The 24,569-nt window shown below is 47.3% G+C and carries 24 protein-coding genes; 10 read left to right on the top strand and 14 right to left on the bottom strand.

All coding sequences use genetic code 11. From position 1 onward, the window contains the following. Positions 1 to 11: 11 nt before the first annotated feature. The gene (nikA, locus tag K7G97_RS06930; protein WP_223041731.1) at positions 12 to 1,622 is read right to left on the bottom strand and encodes a nickel ABC transporter substrate-binding protein; all 1,611 of its coding nucleotides are present in this window, start codon (positions 1,620 to 1,622) and stop codon (positions 12 to 14) included. A gap of 255 nt (positions 1,623 to 1,877) precedes the next feature. Here nikA and K7G97_RS06925 point away from each other — a divergent pair, with 255 nt between their 5' ends. Continuing rightward, positions 1,878 to 2,435, top strand: a complete 558-nt coding sequence (locus tag K7G97_RS06925; protein WP_223041730.1) for a hypothetical protein — start codon at positions 1,878 to 1,880, stop codon at positions 2,433 to 2,435. A gap of 108 nt (positions 2,436 to 2,543) precedes the next feature. On the opposite strand, the gene K7G97_RS06920 is transcribed toward K7G97_RS06925, so the two are convergent. The 4 genes from K7G97_RS06920 to K7G97_RS06905 form a co-directional block, all read right to left on the bottom strand. Continuing rightward, entirely contained in the window at positions 2,544 to 3,806 is a 1,263-nt protein-coding gene (locus K7G97_RS06920; RefSeq protein WP_223041729.1) for a PTS ascorbate transporter subunit IIC, read from the bottom strand. Between the two features lie 32 nt (positions 3,807 to 3,838). Next, the gene (locus tag K7G97_RS06915; protein WP_223041728.1) at positions 3,839 to 4,105 is read right to left on the bottom strand and encodes a PTS sugar transporter subunit IIB; all 267 of its coding nucleotides are present in this window, start codon (positions 4,103 to 4,105) and stop codon (positions 3,839 to 3,841) included. 3 nt (positions 4,106 to 4,108) lie between these two features. Beyond that, positions 4,109 to 6,124: a BglG family transcription antiterminator gene (locus K7G97_RS06910; protein WP_223041727.1), complete on the bottom strand. Its 2,016-nt coding sequence runs from the start codon at positions 6,122 to 6,124 to the stop codon at positions 4,109 to 4,111. Between the two features lie 236 nt (positions 6,125 to 6,360). Then, on the bottom strand, positions 6,361 to 7,317 hold the full coding sequence (locus K7G97_RS06905; RefSeq protein ID WP_223041726.1) for a sensor domain-containing diguanylate cyclase: 957 nt from the start codon (positions 7,315 to 7,317) through the stop codon (positions 6,361 to 6,363). A gap of 386 nt (positions 7,318 to 7,703) precedes the next feature. Here K7G97_RS06905 and K7G97_RS06900 point away from each other — a divergent pair, with 386 nt between their 5' ends. From K7G97_RS06900 to K7G97_RS06875, 6 genes are all read left to right on the top strand, one after another. After that, a complete protein-coding gene (locus K7G97_RS06900; protein WP_223041725.1) occupies positions 7,704 to 8,696 on the top strand; it encodes a siderophore ABC transporter substrate-binding protein in 993 nt (330 codons plus the stop codon). Between the two features lie 20 nt (positions 8,697 to 8,716). Then, positions 8,717 to 9,712 (top strand): ABC transporter permease, encoded by a 996-nt coding sequence (locus tag K7G97_RS06895; RefSeq protein WP_041255397.1) that lies wholly within the window; start codon positions 8,717 to 8,719, stop codon positions 9,710 to 9,712. Continuing rightward, a complete protein-coding gene (locus K7G97_RS06890) occupies positions 9,709 to 10,773 on the top strand; it encodes an iron chelate uptake ABC transporter family permease subunit (protein ID WP_223041724.1) in 1,065 nt (354 codons plus the stop codon). The genes K7G97_RS06895 and K7G97_RS06890 overlap by 4 nt, the downstream gene beginning before the upstream one ends. Beyond that, positions 10,770 to 11,522 carry an iron ABC transporter ATP-binding protein gene (locus tag K7G97_RS06885; RefSeq protein ID WP_223041723.1) on the top strand — a complete coding sequence of 251 codons (753 nt, stop codon included), beginning with the start codon at positions 10,770 to 10,772 and terminating at the stop codon, positions 11,520 to 11,522. Before K7G97_RS06890 ends, K7G97_RS06885 begins: the two co-directional genes overlap by 4 nt. Positions 11,523 to 11,547: 25 nt before the next feature. Next, positions 11,548 to 12,246, top strand: coding sequence for a dihydropteridine reductase (locus K7G97_RS06880; protein WP_316499797.1), 699 nt, complete (start codon positions 11,548 to 11,550; stop codon positions 12,244 to 12,246). A 124-nt stretch (positions 12,247 to 12,370) separates the two neighbouring features. Beyond that, positions 12,371 to 13,150: an HAD-IIB family hydrolase gene (locus tag K7G97_RS06875; RefSeq protein ID WP_223041722.1), complete on the top strand. Its 780-nt coding sequence runs from the start codon at positions 12,371 to 12,373 to the stop codon at positions 13,148 to 13,150. A 35-nt stretch (positions 13,151 to 13,185) separates the two neighbouring features. Here K7G97_RS06875 and K7G97_RS06870 read toward each other — a convergent pair whose 3' ends face one another. Next, on the bottom strand, positions 13,186 to 13,440 hold the full coding sequence (locus tag K7G97_RS06870; protein ID WP_223041721.1) for a hypothetical protein: 255 nt from the start codon (positions 13,438 to 13,440) through the stop codon (positions 13,186 to 13,188). A gap of 177 nt (positions 13,441 to 13,617) precedes the next feature. Here K7G97_RS06870 and K7G97_RS06865 point away from each other — a divergent pair, with 177 nt between their 5' ends. Further along, positions 13,618 to 14,724, top strand: coding sequence for a citrate synthase/methylcitrate synthase (locus tag K7G97_RS06865; protein WP_223041720.1), 1,107 nt, complete (start codon positions 13,618 to 13,620; stop codon positions 14,722 to 14,724). Between the two features lie 64 nt (positions 14,725 to 14,788). Here K7G97_RS06865 and K7G97_RS06860 read toward each other — a convergent pair whose 3' ends face one another. The 7 genes from K7G97_RS06860 to K7G97_RS06830 form a co-directional block, all read right to left on the bottom strand. After that, complete coding sequence (locus tag K7G97_RS06860; protein WP_223041719.1) at positions 14,789 to 15,346, bottom strand: DUF1349 domain-containing protein; 558 nt, start codon at positions 15,344 to 15,346, stop codon at positions 14,789 to 14,791. Between the two features lie 101 nt (positions 15,347 to 15,447). Next, complete coding sequence (locus tag K7G97_RS06855) at positions 15,448 to 15,975, bottom strand: general stress protein (protein ID WP_214722850.1); 528 nt, start codon at positions 15,973 to 15,975, stop codon at positions 15,448 to 15,450. Further along, the gene (locus K7G97_RS06850; RefSeq protein ID WP_223041718.1) at positions 15,972 to 17,018 is read right to left on the bottom strand and encodes a DUF871 domain-containing protein; all 1,047 of its coding nucleotides are present in this window, start codon (positions 17,016 to 17,018) and stop codon (positions 15,972 to 15,974) included. The genes K7G97_RS06855 and K7G97_RS06850 overlap by 4 nt, the downstream gene beginning before the upstream one ends. A gap of 82 nt (positions 17,019 to 17,100) precedes the next feature. Beyond that, positions 17,101 to 18,474 carry a PTS transporter subunit EIIC gene (locus tag K7G97_RS06845; protein WP_133208152.1) on the bottom strand — a complete coding sequence of 458 codons (1,374 nt, stop codon included), beginning with the start codon at positions 18,472 to 18,474 and terminating at the stop codon, positions 17,101 to 17,103. Between the two features lie 12 nt (positions 18,475 to 18,486). Beyond that, complete coding sequence (gene murQ / locus K7G97_RS06840; RefSeq protein WP_223041717.1) at positions 18,487 to 19,371, bottom strand: N-acetylmuramic acid 6-phosphate etherase; 885 nt, start codon at positions 19,369 to 19,371, stop codon at positions 18,487 to 18,489. A gap of 120 nt (positions 19,372 to 19,491) precedes the next feature. After that, positions 19,492 to 21,045: a lysine--tRNA ligase gene (gene lysS, locus K7G97_RS06835; protein WP_223041716.1), complete on the bottom strand. Its 1,554-nt coding sequence runs from the start codon at positions 21,043 to 21,045 to the stop codon at positions 19,492 to 19,494. Positions 21,046 to 21,473: 428 nt separating this feature from the next. After that, a complete protein-coding gene (locus tag K7G97_RS06830; protein ID WP_262415811.1) occupies positions 21,474 to 22,427 on the bottom strand; it encodes an SMI1/KNR4 family protein in 954 nt (317 codons plus the stop codon). Between the two features lie 155 nt (positions 22,428 to 22,582). Here K7G97_RS06830 and K7G97_RS06825 point away from each other — a divergent pair, with 155 nt between their 5' ends. Both K7G97_RS06825 and K7G97_RS06820 read left to right on the top strand, forming a co-directional pair. Continuing rightward, the gene (locus K7G97_RS06825; RefSeq protein ID WP_223041715.1) at positions 22,583 to 23,494 is read left to right on the top strand and encodes an EamA family transporter; all 912 of its coding nucleotides are present in this window, start codon (positions 22,583 to 22,585) and stop codon (positions 23,492 to 23,494) included. Between the two features lie 3 nt (positions 23,495 to 23,497). Next, on the top strand, positions 23,498 to 23,959 hold the full coding sequence (locus K7G97_RS06820) for a hypothetical protein (protein WP_223041714.1): 462 nt from the start codon (positions 23,498 to 23,500) through the stop codon (positions 23,957 to 23,959). Positions 23,960 to 24,038: 79 nt separating this feature from the next. On the opposite strand, the gene K7G97_RS06815 is transcribed toward K7G97_RS06820, so the two are convergent. Then, entirely contained in the window at positions 24,039 to 24,515 is a 477-nt protein-coding gene (locus K7G97_RS06815; RefSeq protein WP_058265298.1) for a glutathione peroxidase, read from the bottom strand. Positions 24,516 to 24,569 lie beyond the last annotated feature (54 nt).

The raw sequence follows: 24,569 nt of genomic DNA, 5'->3' as shown, positions 1-24,569 counted from the left end.
TCATCCCTCCTTTACTTAATGCCGATCCGAGCAAATGGACTCTCATCCCGGTTCGCCGGGAACTGGAAGTTCGTCACATCCGACTGATAAATTGCCATCTTCTTCAAGTACGAAATCGGAATCAATGCTCCTTGATCTTGGAGTGATGGCAGAATATCGGCGTACATCTTCTGACGTTTCGTCTCGTCCGTTGTCTTCAAAACATCTTTGATATCTTGCAACAGTTGTTCTTTATTCGGATAAGCCGAAATCGCTTCCTTGAAGCCGAAGCCATCCGTATCAATCAGGTTCACGAACGTATGCGGATCATACGGTGCACCGAAGTTACTATAGAAGTTGATGTCAAATCGATTGTCTTTGAAGCGCTGGACTTGATCCGGCAGTTCGACGGCTTCCGTCTTCAGCTCGACGCCGATTTTCGACCATTCCGACTGGAGTGTTTCGGCCATCGCCTTTTGGACCTGCTCGGCCGCATCATACATCATCCCGATTTGCAGCGGTTGACCATCCTTGACGCGGATCGTTTCACCCTTCGGCAGTTTCCAACCTGCTTCGTCAAGAAGACGATTCGCTTCCGTGACGTCATAATCCCGTTGCTTCACTTTCAGGTTCGACGTGTACGGCATGTTCGGTGGCAACAGATAGTCAGCTGGTGCTTCTATTCCCGACGTGATCCCTTCGACGAGAGCGGCTTTATCAAACCCGTGCTGGAGCGCCTGGCGGACGCGTTCGTCAGACAGACGTTTATTTTTCGTATTCAAGACGAGGAGACGCGTCGCGACTGGTTCGGACATCTCTGTCTTGTAGGATTTATCCGTCTTTAACTGATTGAAGGCATCGATGCTGATCGCCCCTTCACCGTAAATCAGATCAACTTGTCCTTTTTCGAGTGCTAAGACACGTGTCTCCGCATCCGGGATGATGTCAACCTTGATGTGATCGACGTTCGGCTTCGGACCCCAATAGTTCTTGTTGACCTTAAACGTCGCATACTGATCCGGTTTGTATTCGTCGAGCATCCATGGACCTGTTCCGACTTCTTTTTTGACACCCTTCGACGTATCGCCGTTTTCCGGGAATCCCGCTTCTCCGAGGAAACGGACCGGGCGGACGACCGCGAGCTCTTGAATCGTCGGGTAATAGGCTTCGGATAATGTCAGGCGGAACGTCTTCGCATCGACAGCTTCTGTCTTCTCGATTTTCGTGATGAAGCCAAGCCAGCTATGTAAGGCTTTTTGTTTGAGGATCGCATCAAAGTTCTTTTTGACGATCGCTGCGTCGAACGTCGAACCGTCCGAGAACTTGACGCCGTCACGAAGCGTAAACGTATACGTTTTTCCGTCTTCAGAAATCTTCCAAGACGAGGCTAAGTATGGCTCGAGCTTTCCACCTTCCCCGTAGTGGACGAGTGGTTCGTAGATCATCGACTGCGCGAACAGTTGTGATGGGTTGTAGACGTGCGGGTTCATCGTTCCGACGTCGCGTGGCCACGCGAGCGTCAATGTATCTTTATCTTTTCGCTCTCCTGTCGACTCGCCCGGGTTCGAGCAGCCGATCAATAATGATGTCAAAGACAGGATCGAGACGGTAGAAATCAGTAATTTTTTACGGTTAACGTTCATGGTAGGCAGAACTCCCAACTTGTATTGATAATCATTTTCAATTGTAAGAGGGGAAGGTAAGGATTGTCAATGGATAATCCAGCTTTTAACTGGTCGTAAAGACGCTTTTTGACAGGATTTCCACGCTTAACTGAGCAACGATCTGTGTACGCCTCTTTTATGTCAATAATTGTAATCAACTGTGTTAAGCGGTATCCTAGTTTGTATGCTGCGTTTCTTGTCTAACGAAATCATTTGCACGGAAAGGATGATAGGATGTCACGACTGGTTTCCTCCGTCTCGCTTGTGTTGCTCAGTCTGCTCTTAGTGCTCCCTTTACTGATGATCGATGGACTGATTTTCTACGTCGGAGATGTGTCCTACGATTCGTTCGTTGGTTGTCTAGTGTTTCTTTTATGCTTCTATCTCGCTAGCCTGTTCGTCAGCGTCGTCTTCGACGGGATGATGCGTGCGCTTAACGGACTGTTTAAGCGTCGTTTCTCGAACATACTGATTGCTGTCGTGAACGGTTCCGTCAGTTTGAGCGTCTTACTTTGGATGGATCTCTACGTGGAGTCCATTACAATCTCGCTTGCGACAAAAGTCGTGCTCGTATCTGTACATACGCTATTGTTTTACCTGATTCATCAATCGAGCGACTCCACTGTTAAAGCTTCCGAAGTCACCGAACCACATGATCCAGTCGTAAAGGAAGCCACCCGCTTGTTAGAAGATGTCGATCCCGTGACATGCGTCGAGACGTTATGTCTCAAGTACCCTGATCTTCCGAAAAAGGATATCATTCGGATCGTCTATCGACTTCATGGCAACTAAAAAGACCTGATCGTTTCTGAAGAGATTCAGAAGCGTCAGGTCTTTTTAGTGTAACTAGAAATGAAACGCACAACTTTTTATAACGAAATAAGATGCAATGGAACCCGTTTAGCTGAATAGAGAAACAATCCAACTGATCAAAATACCGACGAACGCAAAGTCAGAATCCCCGAATGTCGTCCCTTCGAATCCGAGATTGCCGAGCAGTGGTAAGAGGAATGCCGGTAAAAAGCTAATCAGAATACCATTTGCAAATGAGCCAAGTATTGCACCTCGTCTTCCACCCGTCGCATTACCGAATACGCCAGCAGCAGCACCCGTGAAGAAGTGTGGTACTAATCCAGGTACGATGATTGATAATCCGAGTAAAGGTAAGAAGAACATTGAAATCAATCCAGCGACAAAACTGGATAGGAAACCGATGATGACCGCGTTTGGTGCGAATGGGAATACTGTCGGGCAATCTAGTGCCGGTTTTGCATTCGGTACGAGTTTATCCGCGATTCCTTTGAACGCTGGTACGATTTCTGAAATTAACATCCGAACACCGGCAAGTACGATGTATACTCCTGCTGCGAACGTAATAGCTTGAATGATAGAGAAAACGATGTAGTTCGACCCACTCGATAATTCTTTTTCAATGAATCCTGGTCCAGCAAATACTGCAACGACAACAAACAATAGCGTCATCGTCAAAGAAACAGCAACGGATGTATCCCTTAAGAATCCTAGTTGTTTTGGAACTTTGATTTGCTCCGTTGAGTGTTCTTTATTTCCTGCATATTTTCCGATTGTTCCAGAGATGAAGTATCCAAGAGAACCAAAATGTCCGACTGCAAAGTCATCAGAACCAGTGATTTGTCGAACAAATGGTTGTAAGAGGGCTGGGAAAAGAACCATACATAATCCTAGAAGAACTGATCCTACAACAACTAATAGAACACCACTCAATCCGGACACCGAAAGAATTGCTGCAAGTAAACTCGCCATGAATAACGTATGATGTCCAGTCAAGAAGATGTACTTGAATGGTGTAAACCGTGCCAAAACAATATTCATGACCATTCCGAACACCATGATCATTGCAGTCTCTACACCAAATGCATCTTGAGCAACTGCTACGATTGCTTCGTTATTTGGAATGATTCCCCGAATGCTGAATGCGTGATCGAACATTTTACTAAAGATTTCAAGTGCTGCGATGATGACACCGGCTCCTGCTCCGATAATGATAAAGCCCATGATTGTCTTCAGTGTCCCCGAAACAACTGTTGCAATATCCTTCTTTTGCAACAGTAATCCAACAAGAGCAAATATACCGAGCAAGATTGCTGGCGTTCCTAAAATATCTCGCATAAGTAAATCAAGCAATGTCAGTCCCCCCTTCTGTTATGTGTTGTTACTTAAAGTCTCGTACTTAGTTGTGCCTTAATGTCTTCGATATTCATGACATTTTCAAGAGCAACAATGTCACGAGTACCGTTGTCGAGCGAAATAATGATATCTTTTGCACCTAAATAAATATCAGCCGCTTCCGTTTGTGCAGTCGAAAGATCTGTATGAGAAACATCTGCTTCTTTCCCCATTTGTTCAAGTGCCTTTTTAACGTTAAGTTCCATGATAAAACTTGATCCAAGTCCGTTTCCACATACTACTAAAATTTTCTTCATGATTTAGTCCTCCTCAGAATATGGTTCAATGATTGTTTCGATTTCTGTTACAGAGCTTGCCTCTAGCAAACGTGTGACATCTGCTTGATTTCCTAAAAGATTCGTCAGTTGGCTTAGCGCTTTTAGATGCGTTATTTGATCAATGGCTGCAAGAACAAAAAACAGACGTACTTCTTTATCTTGTGGAAATAAAACAGGTTCTTCTAATTTCAAAATACTCATTCCTAGTTGAAGTACACCGTCTTCCGGTCGTGCGTGTGGAATCGCCACATCTGGCATTAAGACAATATATGGACCATGAGACTCAACGTTTTGAATCATCGTTTCGATATACGCTGGTTGAATTTTCTTTTCAAGTAGTAAAGGACTTGCTGCCACTCGAATGGCATCCATCCATGATTCCACTCGTTGGTGTATCTGTATTTGGTTTGTTGTGATTAAATCATTTAGCACCGGTTGCCCTCCTTGTAGCAGTTTTGGTTGTCTTGGATATAACAGCTGATTTAATTCCTGTCGTAACGCTGATTCACTTTGGATTGTTGCATGTTGTTTGATGACAGCAATCAAATCCTCCAATTGAATTTCATCTGATTGGTTTCGTTTTAGAAAACGCTGCTCCACCGACCGTCTTAATGTAATTTGCTCAAAACGTGTCGGCAAGGTAGGTACAAGCATGACATCTGCCTGCAAATGAATACTCTCTTCTAACGGAACTGTCGTAAAAATCACATCGATAATTTCCACGAATTGACCCACTTCACGTTGTGACACCGGTGGTAAAAATACAATCTCAGGAAATTGATTTTTTAGAATGTAATCGAGCATATGCGATACACTAATCCCACTTGGACAGACAACAATTGCTTTTAGCTTTTTATCCAATTGCTCTCCTTGCTGATTTAGATGTGTGGCAAAGTGAAGCGTATAATACATAATTTCGACATCTGGTATGTCTTGATTCATCAACTTGCGGAATGGTTCTAACGCTTTCGATACAAGAACATGTAATACTTGGTGTTCTTCCATGACATACCGCTTTAATTCTGATGATGATTCCAAGCCTGAATAGAGGCGCTGCATCGTAGCTTTGGAGTGAAGTACTAACTTTTCACAAAGAGCCTCTTTTTCGATAATGAAAGTGCAAGAAATCGTCTCAAAATGAGTAATCACCTCATGCATGATTTTGAAAAGACGAGCATGAAGATCTTTTTGAATTTCCTCTTCCACCTTCGGACCACTTTGGATAAGGAGATCTAACGTATCAACAAATAATGTCCGTTCTTCGAAATAAGAAATGAGAGTTGAATCAATGTTCTTCACGAACAGCGGTTCTTCACTGGGTACAACTTCCTTGATAGCTATTGATCGACCTAACATCAAAAAATAAGATAGTTTCTCTCGATGCTCTTCTACAAATTGAAATTGTTGTTCTGCTTCATATGATTCAATGTGTTGTTTCGCTTTAATTAAACGCTCTGACCAATCATCAATGATCATAGACATCAAATCGTTTTTCGTAGAAAGTCGAATTAATCGCTCAATCGCTCGGTACATATACAAATAAATCGTTTGTAGATGCCCATAGAAGTGATATCCATCTTTTCGAGAATAATTGAGTGTAATCCCAAATTGAACCGCGTCTTTTTTCACGGCGTTTAAGCTTTCTTGCACTGTAAACTTCGATACATTTAACAACTGCTGATAATGAACGGAAGATACAAAATCTTTTTCCACCATCGTATAGAATGTGATCAACAACTCACGTTCTTCTTCCGAAAAGATTAATTCAGCTTTCTCTAATTTCTCTCCAATTCCCTTATCAGATGGAATCGTCAAAATCGGTCCATTCACATCAATCAACGGTAATTGATGATATCCAAGCCATTCTTGAATACGTTCGATTTCATACTCTAAAGTTCGTTTAGAATACGGTAAGATTGTTAATAAAAATGGAATTTGTACGATTTCTTCATGAAGCATCACATGAAGGATTCGTTTACTTTTTTCGTTCAGCAACATAAGTGGAGGCCTCCTACGCATTCAGTATAAAACGAAAACACCATCTTTTTGTAAGCGTTTACGATTGATGTTTGTTCTTGCTATTAACAAAAAACTGTCTCTAATTCTTGAGAACAAAAAAACACTCATTCGTCACATGAGTGTTTTACAAGCGATTTAATTTTTATTTATATTTTACTATAATAAGCCAAATACCCTGTTCTATACCGAATAAATATTCTTCAGATTGATAGTCTTCACTCTTTTACTAACTCATAAAATTGATACGTATTCTTCCCAGACGACTTAGCGGCATATAGCGCAACATCCGCCTGTTGTAATAAGGCCTGCAACTCTGGACGGAACGCAGTGTCATACATCACGATTCCGATACTCGTCGACACGCGGTAGTCCGTTTCCCACTCACTTAACGCAGTGACGATCCGCTCTGCGAGTCGTTCCCACCCTGCCTTTGAATCCGAATGACCGAAATGGAGGATGAATTCATCACCGCCTAGTCGGACGGCCATCGCGTCGTCTTGTTCGCGGACGAACTGTCGCAAGCGTTGTGCGACCTCTTGCAGGACGATGTCCCCCGTCTCGTGTCCATAGACGTCATTGACCTGCTTAAAGCCATCGAGATCAAGGAAGAAGACGGCCCCTGTCTGCCCGGGATGCTCCTCGAACTGCTTCGTTAAGTACCGTCGATTATGCAGTCCTGTCAACGCATCCTTCCAAGCATGACGCTCAAGCTCCAAATAGTACAAGAAGAGTCGGACGATCCGTTGCAACAGCTGAACATTCTTCTGTTCATACAAGCTGACCCGATTATTGATCGCACATAATGTGCCGAACGTCTCCCCGCTCGTCAAGACGATTGGAATACCCAAGTAGGACCGGACGTGAGCGTCCTCCAAACCCTTTCGCCAGTCGCCGAGTTGTTCCGCGTTCGGAATATCTTCGAGCACGACCGGCTGTCTCGCTTCGAAATCAATCAGCTTACATAACGATTGGTTCAATTCAATCTGCATGCCTTCCACCATCGGGATATCTGCTTTGTCGTTCGCAATCTTCAACATCCGTTGTTGTCCTGCTTCGATCGCTGATAAATAAAGCATCTGCTCGGGTAGAATTTCTTTCGCAAAATCGAGGACATCATCTGCCAATTCATCAAAATTTTGATACATCTTCAAGTCTTCAAATGGTTGATTCATACAGCACCTCATTTCGAAGTCATCTTCTGCAGCGTCTCTGATTTGAAAAACGAAAAGGTTACATTTATTACCACTTTCTCTTTTGACTATCGTTTAAACCTGTTTTTGTAAAAAACGTTCGATGGTCCTAATTCTAGTCCTAAATGAGAAAGATTATCATTTTTTTATTTTCGTATAGTTTATAGAAGGTAAAAATTCGGACAGCCATTTGGCTGGAAATGAGCGTTGCGTCTTCTAAAATCGTCTGCTATCATTCTCGGTGAACATGACAATGATAATCATTATCACTTATTAAGAACAGATGACTCAGATAGAACTACATAATCCATCTGCTACTTAATCCGTGATCCATGCGTTATCAAATTAACAAGAGGAGCTGAATCATCATGGGGAAATGGAAAACACCACTCGTCGTGAGTTCGCTTGCTGTCTTACTGGCGGCATGCGGGAACGCAGGAGAAGCAGACACGAAGAAGGACGCGGAAGCACCGAAGACGGTCAAAATCAAGGACGCACACGGAACGGTCAACGTCCCGATTGATCCGAAGAAGGTCGTCGCACTCGACAACCGGACATTCGAGACGCTTGCCGCATGGGACGTCGAACTTGCAGCAGCACCAGTCGGACTGCTCCCGGCTGAGTCACCGTATGCGAAAGACAAGGATATAGTCGATGTCGGCATGCACTTCGAACCGAATCTCGAAGCGATCGCTGGTGTTAATCCGGACGTCGTCATCGTCGGACAACGTTTCGCTGATCATTATGAAGACATCAAAAAACTCGTTCCGAACGCCGCTGTCATCGACCTTGACATCACTTTACCGGAAGACTCCGGTACACCAGGTGAGTTACTCGTCAAAGGACTTGAAGATACGACTGAAACACTCGGACAGATCTTTGATAAAAAACAAGAAGCGGATCAGCTCGTGACGACGCTCGAGCAATCGATCAAAGACGTTAAAAAATCATATAACGGACAGGACAGCATCATGTCGGTCATCGTCTCAGGTGGCGATATCGGTTTCTCGGCTCCGATGAGTGGACGTGTCTTCGGACCGATGTATGATTTGTTCGACTGGAAACCAGCCCTCGAAGTCAAACAAAAATCAGGTAACGACCAAGGGGACGAAGTTTCGGTCGAAGCGATCGCTCAAAGTAACCCGGACTGGTTACTCGTCCTTGATCGTGACGCACCACTTGGAAACGCAGAAGGTGCCGTACCGGCGCAAGACGTCATCGACCGTGCGCCTGCCCTGCAGAAAACAAAAGCAATCAAAGACGACAACATCGTCTACGCACCGAAAGATACGTACTTGAATGAATCGATTCAGACGTACTCGGAATTCTTCACTGACATCGCGAAAGCGCTCGAGAAGTAATGGCACACGCACAGCAACAAATGAATGGAAGAGTTGAGCCACCCGCTCGACCTTCCTTTTCTGTCGTTTGGACGAAGCCGTTCGTCTTGACCTTATGTCTCGTCTTAGCGCTCGCAACCGCGTCCCTCTTCACAGGCGTCTACGAACTGCGGAGTGCCGCGAACGATTTCGATATGTTCTGGATCACACGTGTTCCACGGACACTCGCCTTGATGCTGACCGGTGCTGCGATGGCGATGGCTGGACTCGTCATGCAACTGATCACGCAAAACCGCCTCGTTGAACCGACGACGACAGGAACGATCGAATGGGCTGGACTCGGATTGTTAGCCGTTTACTTACTCGTTCCGGCACCGTCATTGATGATGCGGATGAGCGGAGCCATCGTGTTTGCGTTCATCGGGACGATGGTCTTCTTCTGGTTTCTCCGTTCAGTCCGATTGCGGTCATCGTTGATCGTTCCGATCATCGGTCTGATGCTCGGAGCCGTCATCTCCGCGATTTCGACGTTCCTCGGGTTGTTCTTCCGTGCCAGCCAAGCGATCGAAGGCTGGTTCGTCGGCTCGTTCGCGTCCGTCCAAATCGGTCGCTACGAATATCTCTGGATCATCATCGGTGTCACGGTCTGTATCTTCTTTCTCGCGAGTCGCTTGACGCTCGTCGGACTCGGCGAAGACATTGCGACGAGTCTTGGCGTCAACTACAATCGGCTGATGCTGATCGCGACCGGGCTGATTGCCCTATCCGTCGGTGTCGTCGCGACCGTCATCGGCAATCTGCCCTTCCTCGGCTTGATCGTTCCGAACATCGTCTCGATGTTTCGCGGTGACGATCTCCGTAGTAATCTGCCGTGGGTCTGTCTGATTGGGATGGCGACGATTTTAATCAGTGATTTGATTTCACGCACGATCATCCGTCCGTTTGAGCTACCGGTCTCCTTGATTCTCGGAACGGTCGGGGCAGCCGTCTTCATCATCATTCTGTTACGTCGACGGAAGACTGGAGGTGTCAGATGAGTACCGCGATTAGACAACAGGAACATACACGAATTCAACCGAGCGTTACACGTGAAACCAATCGCCAGGCGTCTGCGTTTCAGTCGAAAAGACTCGAGCGCCGCTACTGGATTCTCCTAATCCTGTTCCTCAGCGGCGGAGTGCTCAGTACGATCGGTCTCTTGCTCTACAACAATCCGGTTCCGTTTGATTCTCCGTCCTTTTGGCCGGTCGTCGAACGCCGGATCACCGCCGTCATCACGATGGCGATCGCAGCAATTTGCCAAAGTCTCGCGACCGTCGCCTTTCATTCGGTCACGAGTAACCGGATCATCACACCGTCCCTGCTTGGTTTTGATGCTCTCTACTCGACGATCCAAACATCGATGATCTTTTTCTTCGGTGCGGGAGCACTCGTCGGCTTTACCGGCACGAGCGCCTTTTTGACACAGGTCGCAATCATGCTCGCGATGAGCCTCTTATTATACGGATGGTTGTTGTCCGGAAAATACGCGAACCTGCAGCTGATGTTGCTCGTCGGAATCATTCTCGGCACGGGTCTGAACTCGCTGTCGTCATTCATGCGAAAGATGCTTGCACCGTCCGAATTCGATATCTTACAAGCACGATTATTCGGTTCGGTCACGAATGCCGACGCGTCCTACTTCCCGATTGTCATTCCAGTCGTCCTCATCGTCGGTCTGTTGCTCTTCTTCTCGTCAAGACGACTCAACGTCGTCGCACTCGGTAAAGAGGTCGCGACATCGTTCGGCGTCAACCATCGTGGCAGTGTCATCTACTTCTTAATTCTGATTTCACTCCTGATGTCGATGTCGACGGCATTGATTGGACCGTTGACGTTCTTCGGCTTTTTAGTGGCGACACTCAGTTATCAGGTCGCTGCGACGTACGATCATAAATACGTCTTCCCGATGGCATTCGCGATTGGTTTCTTCGTTTTGACGACTGCCTATTTCTTCATGTATCACATTTTCAACACGCCAAGCGTCGTCTCCGTCATCATCGAACTGTTCGGCGGACTGATATTCCTTATCGTGTTGCTTAGAAAGAGGTCCCTATGATATCACTTGAACAAGTTAAAAAATCGTATACGGATGAGGTCCGAATCGGTCCAATCGACTTAACGATTCCTAAAGGCGGATTCACGGCGTTGATCGGTCCAAACGGTGCCGGTAAGTCGACGACGTTGATGATGATCGGTCGTTTGCTTGATCTCGATGACGGACAGATCGAAGTCGCTGGTATGGATGTGACGAGTAGCAAATCGAAAGACTTAGCGAAGATCATCACCATCCTGCGGCAGGAAAATCATTTCGTGACCCGGCTGACAGTCCGGCAGCTCGTCGGCTTCGGACGTTTCCCCTACTCAAAAGGTCGCTTGACGGCTGACGATGAGACGATCATCTCGAAATACATCGATTTTCTCGAGTTGACATCGCTTGAGAACCGCTACCTCGACGAATTATCGGGCGGGCAGCGGCAACGGGCATATGTCGCGATGGTACTCTGTCAGGAAACGGAATACATTCTACTCGACGAACCCCTCAATAATCTTGATATCGCCCGCTCGGTCCAGATGATGGGTTATCTGCGACACGTCGCTGATACGTTCGGACGGACGATCATTACCGTCTTGCACGATATCAATTTTGCTGCGAAATACGCAGACCACATTTGTGCGATGAAGGACGGACAAATCGCCGCCTTCGGAACGGTCGCCGAAGTCATGGATGAAGCGCTATTATCCGAGATCTTCGAGACCCATCTTGAGATCATCGAAGGTCCATACGGTCCGATTGCTGTCTATTGATACTTTATATAGAAATGAGGAATGAATGATGCAGATCGATTGGCTACCCCTAGAACAGGTAACGCAAGAAGGAGAACACACTTACACGTTTCACTTGAAACGTCCAGATGGTTTCGTTTGGGAAGAGGGCGCCCATACGCATATGGCGCTAGAAGGGTTTAATGCAGGCGAAAAGCCGAACCGCAGTCTGATTCGGCACATGTCGATCTCGACGCTCCCTCATGAAGAAACGATCGGCATCACGACGCGGATCAAACCGGAATGTTCCGTCTTTAAGGAGACACTTCGGCAGCTGAAAATGGGTGAGAAGATTGCTTTGTTTAAGACGCACTCGAATATTCCGCTACGCCGGGAAAATCGTACGGTGTACTTACTGTCAGCCGGCGTTGGTCTGGCAACGTTTCGTCCGATCATCTTGCAACATCAGGCTGATAGAAGTGGCATTCCGCACATGCACTCGTTGAACGTCGATTCTGCGCAAACTGAACTATTCAAAACTCAGCTTCCTTCGCATGAGCAGTTTAGCCCGGCTTATGTTGAGAGTCGCGCTGCCTACTACGATGCTGTCAAAGCGATGACAGAGGACAAGGAAGGGTTATTTTACATCGTTGGTAGTGATGAATTTCTCCGTGACACGATTAATGTGTTGCAGGCTGCTAACATTCCGGCAGCACAGATCATGATTGATAAACGTCAGGACCAGCGAGATACGTTTTTAGCATAAGGTACCAATGATTAGACTTCAGGATTGACTGGAGTCTTTTTGTTTTCTCAAAATAAAGAATTGGTATGTTATCTGTAAATATTTGTTATGATAAGTGCATCAACTGACTTTTGGAGGGTTGCTTATGAATTTTGTATTTGATCTCGACGGCACAATTTGTTTTAAAGGCGAACCGATGTCTCAAGACATCGTACAGGCGCTTCATGCAGTCGAGGACGACGGACACCGTGTGATTTTTGCTTCAGCACGTCCTATCCGTGACATGCTACCCGTCATTCATCCTTCATTCCACGACCATATCTTAATCGGCGGAAACGGATCGTTGGTCGCATCGGAACAAACAATCGTTCAGTCCAAATCGTTCGACGATCGTGAGCTTTCTTCTATCACAGAATTACTCGACAAGCATAAAGCCACATATTTAATCGATAGTGATTGGGATTATACATATAACGGACCACAAGACCATCCCATCCTGAACAATCTAGATCCGGCTAAGACGGCACAAAATGTTCCGCTAGCTCACCATGATCGAATCATAAAAATTCTCATTTTGAGTGCCAACAATCTGAAATCCTTAGAAAACGAGCTACTTCGAATGGATGTCGTTGTTCATTATCATGGATCGGAACAAGTATTGGATATCAGTCCGACCAGCATCAATAAACGGACTGCTTTACAATCACTCGGTATCGAGAGCGAGGGGTACATTGCTTTTGGGAATGACGCGAATGATATCGAGCTATTCAAAGGAGCACAATATGCGGTCATGATCGGAAGCCATAAATCACTCCGTTTTTACGCAGATCACACCATTGACTCCACCAGTCATTTAGAATCTCACATAGTCGAACAAATCAGGCATCTAAGCCAAAAATACGTCTATTCCACGTCGTATTCCTAAATAACGCCTGGTGAAATTTTCGGATCAATAGTTACTCATCCAAAGAGGAATACGATGGGTAAGAACAATCCGCCCATCAGGAGCATTCCTAATACGACAACGAGACTCGATTTGAAAACCGACAGCGTTTGTTCTTCTAGTGGCTTAAATCGTTTTACGGGAATGAGCATGGTCAATGAAGCAACGACTAATGCCATTGGCTCAAGAATCGTTCGGCTCACTGAAAAGAAAATATCGATCATTAAAAAGACATGTAATACAAAGAAAAATCCCAATAAGCGAATGATCATGGCTTTATTCATATGTACTCCTTCATGGCTACTATATATTTGATTTGTTTCATGAAACAGAATGCCCTCTAATTATAGTGCTCCACAGAATAATTTTGGAAACGCATTCAAATAACTGGTGATTTGGTATCGTTGTAAGTCATACTGACAGTAGATATTAGAAAAGGAGTGTTGAAGATGGAATACAAAAAGGGACTCGAAGGCGTCATTGCCGCTGAAACACAAATCGGTTTAGTCGATGGAACGTTAGGTCACCTTATCTATCGCGGACACTGGGCAAAGGAACTCGCATTATCCTATTCATTCGAAGAAGTAGCGTATTTCATCTGGAATGGTGAATTCCCGACTGAAGCGGAATTGGTCACGTTCAAAGAGCAGATGACGAGCTACCGTGAACTTCCTTCTTATATTAAGACGATTCTCGATACATTGCCGAACGAGATGGATGTCATGAGTACGATGCGAACAGCAATCTCGGCACTCGGTACACCCGCTTTCGCTTGGCCACCGACAATCGATCAAGCGATGCACATAACAGCACTCTTACCAACGATCATCGCCTATAAATATCAAAAAAATCAAGGTGCTGACTTCATCGAACCGAATCCGGAACTTGATCACGTCGCGAATTATATCTATATGATCAAAGGACAATTGCCGAGTGAAGTTGAGATCAAAGCGCTGACGGCGTATCTGATCCTAACGATTGAACACGGTATGAATGCTTCGACGTTTGCTTCCCGTGTCGTCGTCTCGACGGAATCGGAAATGATTTCTGGCGTCTGTGCCGCGATCGGATCAATGAAAGGACCGCTTCATGGTGGTGCTCCGTCAGAAGTCATTGAGATGATTGATGAAATCGGAACGATCGACAACATCGAACCGTGGATCCGGAACAAGTTAGAGAAAGGTGAAAAACTGATGGGCTTTGGTCACCGCGTCTACAAAACACGCGATCCGCGTTCAGAAGCCTTAAAAGTCGTCTCAAAGGATCTCGCACAAGAGAGCGATTGGTTCAACCTGATTACACAAATGGAGCAAACAGCAATCGATTTACTCGAGGAATACAAACCGGGTAGAAAACTGTATACGAATGTTGAATTCTTCGCGGCAGCCGTCTTAAAAGGACTCGACATTCCGAAAGAACTGTTCACACCGACGTTCACCTCTAGCCGTATCATTGGCTGGACGGCACACATCCTCGAACAATCGCAAGACAACCGGATCTTCAGACCACAATCGTCCTATACAGGGCAGATGCCGGAACAAGCAGCTAAGTTTTAATTAGTCTCTAGTTACGATCAAAAAATGGACCGATGCCTGACATCGGTCCATTTGCTATGGCGTTTTAATTAACAATTGTTTCTAATGAGAAATCTAACACTTCCACTTCACACCCTGCCGCTTCTACATCCGGGCTACACGCATACGGTCCAATCTTCAAATTGGTCACGTCATGTAAGTGTGCGATTCGGAGTTGCTCTTTGTGCTCTCCTGTTACGTGATACAACGTGACGTCTTGATTGAGGTAGTGGAGTTCAAAGACAAGCGGTGCGTCAAACAGCGTATTGTCGACATCCCGACACGACCAGTCCGAGTACCCGAAGCTCGTCACGACGGCACCGAGATGTGATGGACCATCCGGAATGAACTCAGCCGAGACCTTCACCCAGTGATCGTCGTTCACATAAAGCAAAATCCCTGCTTGATCATATGTCGCATTCGGATTTAATTTTACTTCGATTCGGCACTTGAACTCTCCTTCCGGTGCATCCTGCAACAGTGCATGCCCCGTCAGACGGTTAAACTGATAATGAGTATTGCGCCAAAAATCCGTATCCGGATCCGTCATGAAGCGTAATGGTGTTTCCTGTTCGATACGTGTCGGTCGATTGATCCACTTCATTGATAATATCCTCCCTCTTAACGTCCTCTTAACTTCCGTAACTTTCGATAGCCACGAATGAGCATATCGAGCATACAATCCCTCCTATTTTCTATGAACCCTTAGACTACTTGGCGAAGTCGTTGCATATCCTTATTCAATGCTGATCGTTTCAAACGTCTGTTCCGTATTAAGTATTGCACATCTGACCGGTTATCGTACATAAGTTGGATATGGAAATAATTGATATATTCAAGAATTGCGAATACATATAATAACAAGGCAAGTTGTGTTCCGGAGACGGGAAGCTCAGATCGGAAACGCATCCAATCGATTCCGAACGCACACGCTGTCAGGACGATCAACGCCAGATTGATGACACGACAGTGACGTAATCGTCGGACGACGGGTACCGGGGTGACTGACGTTCCTTCCTTCTTCAGACGCCTTGACTTGCTGTACCAATACCAAGCTCCTTGAATCAACAACAGCTCAAACAAAAACAGTGACATCCAAAAGGCACTGAGTTCAAATAACTGCAGTCGTGGAAAGACACGATTACCAAACCAACTCAGCGGTAAAATCGTGACGACCGTGAACAACTCCCCTCGGTACAGATAGGCGAGTCGTTCCGCAACGAGCTGCTTCATGGCGTCACCCATTCGATTCGAAACTTACTTCCTGGACCAAGCTGTGCAATCAATGGTTGATCGATCTCGATCACGCGTCCGAGAACGTTGACCCGCTCATCTGCCGACAAATTACGTTTCGTGATTTGAACCTCGCCCGCGTATCGCCCGTATTTTTCATTATCGATCGTGATCGTTCCAAGCGGACGGGCAGACGGATCTTGCGGTGTTAGATCGATCGTCGACGGCTTCATCCGCGACTCGACGGATCGAATGACATCCCGCGCCGGATCAAACCGATTCGTTTCCGTCTCCCGTTGTGCTTGCTGTCCGTTCGCGAGTGCCCGCAGTACGATAATTCCGTCTTGCTCTGCTTCGAATTGCCGAATCGTCGCCTCCGTCAATCGTGGATCCCCAACAAGAATTCGATCAACGGTCGATTGTAAGTCGATGTAACTGGCGAACGGTGCCGCATTTCGGTGTTCTTCAAGTGTTGGTAACGTCTCAAACAACGGTCCACGGAGTGTCTCGTCACCCGGTATGAACGCTTGAACCCGTAATCCTTGCGTCTGCAACCAGGCATTCTTTTTGTCAAACCATGTCCGGTCGAGTCCCGTTTCCGGTCGTGGATAAAAATTATGCCACGCTTCCGTTCGATCGATTCGCAGACCATGTGCCTTCATCTCGGTCAATTCGTCTGCTGTTAACGTACTGGCGTTCAGCGCAACCATCATTTGGTTCGATAACGTTGCGATTTGCTGCGGACTGATGCCGTAATCAAGACGCAGTCCAGTCACACCCCAGTCCGTTAGCGTCGCTGCCGTCTCCCATGTCTTCCCAAGTGTCGCGAGCGACGCTGGTGCGATGTCCGCTACGAGTTCGAATCCGAGCTCACGTGCTAAGCGACCGAGCGCTTGCAAGCGTTCGACGTACAGTGAAGAATCGTCCTCGGGAATATGTAGCGATGTAAAGAGCGACGTAAAGCCAACAGCGCGCATCCGCTGTAGCCACTCGCTCGTCTCGTCTGTGATCGGTTCACTTAAATAGATTGATAATCCTTTCATCGACTCACTCCTTCTCTTCTCTACTTAGAGAAAAAGCAGCTGATTCCTTCTTTTGAGAAGGATTCAACTGCTGGTCAACACCTTAAATACCGTCTGCCATCTCTTCTTTGAAACCGAACCAATACGTGAACAGGAATCCTGCCGCGTACGAGATGACGAGACCACCGATGTACGTCAAGTACATTCCGTTGTCGATCAACGGTGTCAATGACAAACCGGATACGCCCACTCCAAGCGCCGTCGTCTTCATCGTTGCTTGGAAGGCACCACCGACTGCTGCGCCGAGACATGCCGTTACGAACGGACGACCGAGCGGCAACGTAACACCGTATAACAGCGGTTCACCGATTCCAAGGAAACCGACCGGAATCGCACCTTTAATGATGTTACGCAGGCGCGGATTGCGCGTCTTGACGAAAATCGCCATTGCCGCCCCGACTTGACCCGCTCCTGCCATCGCAAGAATCGGTAAGAGTGGCGTGTTGCCAATCGTGTTCAAGAACTCGAGATGGATTGGTGTCAGTCCATGGTGGAGACCGACCATGACGAGTGGTAGGAAGAAGCCGGCCAGTACTGCCCCGGCGAGTGGTCCACCGACCTCAAGTACGGCATTGATTGCTTTCATGATACCGTCTGACAGCAGTCCAGCAACCGGCATGATCGCATAGAGCGAGGCAAATCCGACAATCAGCACCGTCAACAATGGCGTAAAGATGATATCGATCGATGCGAGCATGAAGCGACGGATGTGTTTCTCAAGATAGGTCATCAGCCAAGCGGCGAAGATGACACCAAACAATCCGCCCCTGCCCGCAACGAGCGGTTCCCCGTAAATCGTGATATCCGCAAGCACGGGGTTGAATAGAATCCCACCAGCGATTGCCCCGAGCACCGGCGTACCGCCGAACTCCTTCGCCGTGTTCCACCCGACGAGGATTGCGAGATATAAAAAGACCGTCCCACCGATCAGTAGTAAAATCTGCATCCATGTCTGTGTTTCATCAACACCCGCATTTTTTGCGAAGTTCGCACCACCGTTAATGATACCGGAAGCAACAAGACCCGGAATGAGCGGAATGAAGATGTTCCCGATTCGGCGCAAGAAGCGTTTGAACGGAGACTGTTGTTTTGCTTTTACTTTTTGCCGTTCGACGGCTGCCCGTTCTTCTGGCGTCAAGTTCGGATCAACGGACTCTTCCCCGATTGCGAGTCCTGTTTCGCGACTTAAGTGGTCGGCTACCCGATTGACCGTTCCCGGACCGACGACGATTTGTAACGTCTCGTCATCGATGACCCCCATGACCCCATCAATCCGTTTTAACGCATCGATATTTGCTTGCGTCGGATCCTTTAACGATAAACGAACCCGCGTCATACAGTGCGCAAGCTGCCGGAGATTATCTTTTCCACCGACGTGCTCAAGAATCGCGTGTGCCAGCACTTCTTCCTTCTTCATCGTGTTTCCCCCTTAGAGTGCGTCTCGGACAAATCCGTTCGCTTGCTGTAATCGTTCGACGGCTTCCGCATGCGGAACATTCGCGAGAATCATGACGATCGCCGTCTTGACGTGCCCGTGCGCTTCACTAAAGACACGCTCCGCCGTTACGGCATCGACTCCTGTTGCCTCACAAATCATCCGCTTCGCCCGAATCTCCAATTTTTCGTTCGTTGACTGGACGTCGACCATCAGGTTTTGATAGACCTTACCGACACCGATCATCGCTGCTGTCGAAATCATGTTCAAGACGAGCTTTTGTGCCGTTCCAGCCTTTAGTCTTGTTGACCCCGTCAAGACTTCCGGACCTGTTTCGACTTCGATCGCATAACGCGCGTGCCCACTGATGACCGCATCCGTGTTGCAAGAAATCGCTGCCGTCACCGCTCCGACTTCCTTCGCGTAATCAAGCCCGCCGATGACATACGGCGTCCGACCGCTTGCTGCGATCCCGATGACTGTATCACGTGCTTCTAGCTGGAGCGCTTTCAAATCGTCGACGGCAAGCGTCCGACTATCCTCTGCTCCCTCGACCGCCTTGATTAACGCGCGTTCGCCGCCAGCAATCAAACCAACGACCATGTCTGGTGAGACCCCGAACGTCGGCACACATTCTGCCGCATCAAGAATCCCGAGCCGTCCGCTCGTACCGGCACCGATGTAAATCAAGCGTCCTCCGTTTTTGAATGATGCAATGACATGTTTGACGACTTCCGCGATGACAGGAATTTGTTCCCGAATGACCGTCGCGACCGTTTGATCCTCAGCGTTCATCACCCGTAAGACATCTTCGACTGTCATCTCATCGAGTTGCATCGTCTGTTCATTTCGACGTTCCGTTGCTAATTGATCTAACATCTGCTTCACCCTTTCTCTTCCCTCCCTTTATTATACAATTAAGAAATTTTAATTCAATATTATTTATTCAATTTTGAAATTAAATTTCGATATATAAAAATAAGGTTTTGTCCTTCTTTTTCAGACTCGGTCTCTTGATTTCCTGCTTGTCGTAATTTCCTCATTCGCAAAGTCCAGTAACGCAGACATTCGCTCCCGACCAATCGTCGCGACGAGTAATGGGATGCGTGGTCCGTAAGATTGATTGATCGTTAGTTGATAGAGCAGCGTCGCATAGTGTTTCTGCAGGCGAAGCGTCTCCTTTTTTTCAGCTTGCCGTGTCAAACGGTAAAAGGCAGAGAGGATGTCTTCATCCGATCGGAGAGCAACGACGAATTGTTGGATCCAGTCCTGTTCCGTTCCCGTCAGTTGCGCATGTAGTTCATAATTCGGAACAGAACTGATATGAAGTTCCCGCTCCGGACACCATTGCGTAACGAAAGTACGAGCACGGTCAATCTGTTGAGGCGGAACGCTCGCGCAAAACACATTTTCAATCAAATCAGGGTCAAAACCAACCATCGGACCAATCATCGTCAACTGCGTAAACGAAACAAGATGAGCAGTTCCACGATGACTCCAACGCAGACTTTGCTGAATGTCTTCGGATTGACGCGATGAGTGTGCGACAAAACGCTCGAACTCACTGTAATTGCGTAACACATCTTCATCGATCCCGATATGAAAGGCGTGATTCGGACGATGTTTCGCAAATAAGAACAGAAGAATGCTCGGTGGATAGACGGCGAGTAGATCTTGCGGAGTCAAGACACCACCGCTTGAACTCGACATTTTTTTCGACTCCCCTTTTAGACGAATGAATTCATAAGGGAGATAGAGCGGTGCCGGCTGTTGAAATATTTCTTGCGCAATCCGGGACGAAACCGTGTAACTTCCGTTTGCTGCCGAATGATCCTTTCCACCCGGCTCGAAATCGACTCCTTCATGTGCCCATCGCATCGCCCAGTCGACTTTCCAGTTCAATTTCATCCGATGTTCCGTCCACATATCGACCGTTGCCATATGACCACATCGACAGCTGTAATGGTACGTGGCTTCAGCTTCATCGAACGCATCGATGGTAGTGGCGTCGGTTCCACAAGCAGCACAATAGACGGTCGCCGGGTAAAACGCTGCTCGCTCATCATCGGATCCTGCCGCTGTCTTATGGTCGATCAAGATGTTATAAATCGCGTGACGATGGCGAAACGCGTGGATGATTTGTTCAGCATAAATGCCAGACGTATAGGCTTCGTGTTGATAACGGTAGTCTGGTGTGATCTCGAATGCTGTCAGCATCGTTTCGAATTGCTGTTCAAAGTACGTCGCGTAACTCATGTCGGATCGATCCGGTGCCGGAACGGCGTTATAAGGCATCCCGATGTATCGAGTAAATGCTTGATCGACATCCGCGGGTACTTTGCGGAAGCGATCGTAATCGTCCCATGAAAACAAAAAGCGGACATCTTTACCGAGGTCTCGCAGCGCACGCGCAACGAAGTACGTCGTGACGACTTCTCGAAAATTGCCGATATGAACGGGACCTGATGGACTGATCCCGGCAGCACAGACGTATGTCTCTTTACCTGGCTGACGCTCGATGATGGTTCTTGCAGTGTGTTCTGCCCAGTGCATGATGATTCCTCCAGTAGTAGACAAAAAGCTGATTTTCGCCCGTTAGTTGCCTAAAGGACGAGAATCAGCTTCCCGTGGTACCACCTTTGTTCGTCCGCCTGTCACCAGACGAACCTTCACATGTACAATCATACATGCTCTCGATAATGGGAGAACCCATCGTAGCATCATCCATATCGGAATCCGTACGAAGCTCGGAGGCTTTTTTCAGAGAGAAACCCGGTCATCCGCTCTCACCATCTCGGACTCGCTTGGCACCGTCAATTTCTTCCTACTCTTCTCGTCATTGCCTTGATTATGTAATTTTGATTAGCATACAGATTCATCCAGTTCATTGTCAATTCTTTTTTGAAAGATAAGGGGATACAAGATAAAACTTTATTTTGAGTTTCGATGGTGAAAATCATCGAATTCAAACAGTGATTGTATCATTCCCACCCTGGAAGTGGTCGTGGTTGCTCTTCAACGAAGGCACGATATCCATCGAAGCTCAGTCCTTGACGTTGCGGATTATGGTTACGAATCAACGGATCACCTGTCTCGTCCTCGTTCTGCCAAAAACGATGTTCCGTTTGAAAGACCATGATCGACGAATACTGGAATCGCTCTGCCATTAGATATTCTCGAACCGATTGCATCACTTGTTCAAAGCGCGAATCCGAGTCGTAGCTACTGCCAAGACGTTCTTTTTCTTGTTTCCCTTCGAAAATCTTAACCGAGAAATACGCATCCCTTTTCGCCATCGGATACTCGATTTCAACGCGAACCGAGTCGACGAAGCGGATTGGTCGAGGTTTGCTCACTTCTTCTTCGGAATTGTAGTCCTCTACATAATAATCATTCGTTGCAATCGAGAAGTCCTTAAACTCCCAGAACATATCGCCTTGCGAAATGATCGCATACTCGAGGAACGTGCCGAAGTTCTGTCCAATCGGGTCAGTCTCCTCTGTCGATAACTCATGAAACATCCAGTGCATATACGGTGTCTCATCCGTCTTCGCATCTTCCGTCTGGATCAAGACATATCCTTCGTTCATTTCGCCAATCATCAAGAAGTGATCATAGTCTTCATCGATCAGGTCGTCCTCTTTAGCCTGGATCGTCATTTCAATGACTTTTTCAAGCGGATAGAGCTCGATGCCGAGACCTTGAATCATGAACAACTCCGCTCCGTCATGTAAACGGAGGAATGTTTTGTATTCACTTGGTAACGTTAGGTTGAACTGTGTTTCAAATGACTGAATCGCCTGTTCCGTCACCGGGTCATTCAAATTGAACTGAGCGACTCCAGTGTCGTATCGTCGCTGAATAAAGGTCGACCCGTGATTGATTTTTTGTGATAAGACTTCAAGTACCGCTTCGATTTGGTTCATTTCTTTCATGCGTCCCATCCTTTTCATCTTCGCATTCGTGAATGTTATGACTTCACCCTATACACCATACCATTTTTTCGATTATTTGGTGTATTCTCCCATACTCATTCTGTGGTATTCTCGTTCTAATATCGTTCGGAAAATTGTATTCGAAGAGGTGACCCATGTCTAAATCATCATCGATGTTACTCATATTACTCGCTGCGATCTTTTGGGGCACGACGGGGACCTCACAAGCCTTTGCGCCGAATGATGCACATCCGATCGCGATTGGTGCCGTTCGTCTGGCTGTCGGTGGACTGTTCTTACTCTGTCTCGTTCTCTTCAAAGGAAAGCTGACGTTACGAGACTGGCCGTTGCGGACGATTTTACTCGCTGCCGTCAGCATGGCGGCTTACCAGCCGCTGTTCTTCTCGGCTGTTTTGATGACCGGTGTCGCCGTAGGTACCGTCGTCGCGATCGGTAGCGCGCCGATCTTTTCCGGCTGTATCGAGTGGCTGTTCCTCAAGAAACGTCCAGCGCTGCTGTGGTGGGCATCGACCGGACTATCGATCACCGGTTGTCTGTTGCTTTTGAACAATCAAGGAACGGTTGCGATTGATCCAATCGGAATCATCCTTGCACTCGGTGCCGGACTGTCGTTTGCCGGGTACACGTTCGTCAGTCGAGACCTCGTCAAGACACACGCACCGCTGTCAGTCGTTGCCGTCATTTTCACGACAAGCGCTTTGCTGTTATCGCCTCTGCTGTTTTTATTCGACCTCTCCTGGTTGTTCACGTCACGTGGTGCCGGAATCAGCCTCCATCTTGGCGTCGTCGCGACCGGACTCGCTTACTGGTTATTCGCGAAAGGACTGTCGAACGTACCATCGTCGACTGCCGTCACGCTCTCGCTCGGTGAGCCGCTGACTGCCGCCTTGCTTGGTGTGTTCGTCCTTGGTGAAGAATTAAGTGGTACGGCTTGGTTCGGAATCTCGTTATTATTACTCGGAATCGCCTTATTGATTGGTTCGTCTCGCCTAGCAGCGCGGCAAACCGTTTTGACAGAAGAACGACAAACTCGGACTGGAGGCTAAATCATGCAAGAAATCACGCTTGAGAAACTACAATTTCGCGAAGATTATCACATCGGACTCAATCAGTTCTTGATCGATGTCGCAAATGGTAACCGATTGATCTTTCATTTTCGTGGGCATACGGAGGAGACGATGGTCATCGTCGGCGACTACAGCTGTAATTACTTCCGATTGACCTTCGAGGCGGATGCGATTCTGCTTCGTTCACCGGACCTCTATGAACTAAAAGAAGATGTCGAGATCAACTCGATTCCACTTCTGACGCTGACCGATTCAAAGCTGCTGACGTTCGCACGTGAAATGATGAATCTCGATCCTACAAAAGACTGGGTCCATTACTGGCTTCGGGCGTTCGAGCAGGATTTTCATGTCTTGTCCCCCCGTCCACCGGTTCTGACCGATCTCGGGCATAAGCGCAGCGATGCGATTGTCACGTATTCATTTGATTCGTTTAGCGTTGAATGACATAAAAAAAGCCCTACCTCGCCAAAGGTAGGGTATTCGTTCGTCCCGCCCAACGGCTCGCGTCGGACGGTTACTTGGATTATAGATACAAAGATAAGGTTTTTTCAACCGACTGGACGGAATCGACCGGACTGAACCGCTGCACGACACGTCCTTGGCGATCGATTAAAAACTTCGTATAATTCCATTTGATCTTCGACGACAGTAAACCGGAGCGTTCGCGTTTTAGAAATGTATAAAGCGGATGCTCATTTGGTCCATTGACGTCGATCTTCTGAAACATCGGAAACGTCACACCATAGTTCAGCTGACAGAACTGCATCGTCTCTTCCTGACTCGCGAATTCCTGCTGATTGAATTGATCGCACGGAAAGCCAAGCACCGTGACTCCTTGCTCATCATATTTATCGTACAATGCCTGTAGTTCGCCAAGTTGTTTGACGAGCCCACACTTACTTGCTGTGTTGACGATCACGAGGACACGCCCCGCATAGTCACCTAATGAAACAGTTTCTCCCGCTGCGTTTTGTACGGTTGCATCATATACGGTTTGCATGTTTCCCAGCTCCTTTGCCCCGAGTATAAGACAAAACGCGCAACCTGTCGTTTT

This window comes from Exiguobacterium acetylicum (genome assembly GCF_019890935.1).
Classification (GTDB): Bacteria; Bacillota; Bacilli; order Exiguobacteriales; family Exiguobacteriaceae; genus Exiguobacterium_A; species Exiguobacterium_A abrahamii.
Note: the sequence above shows the minus strand (reverse complement) of the source record. Positions and strands in the feature narration are given on the sequence as shown.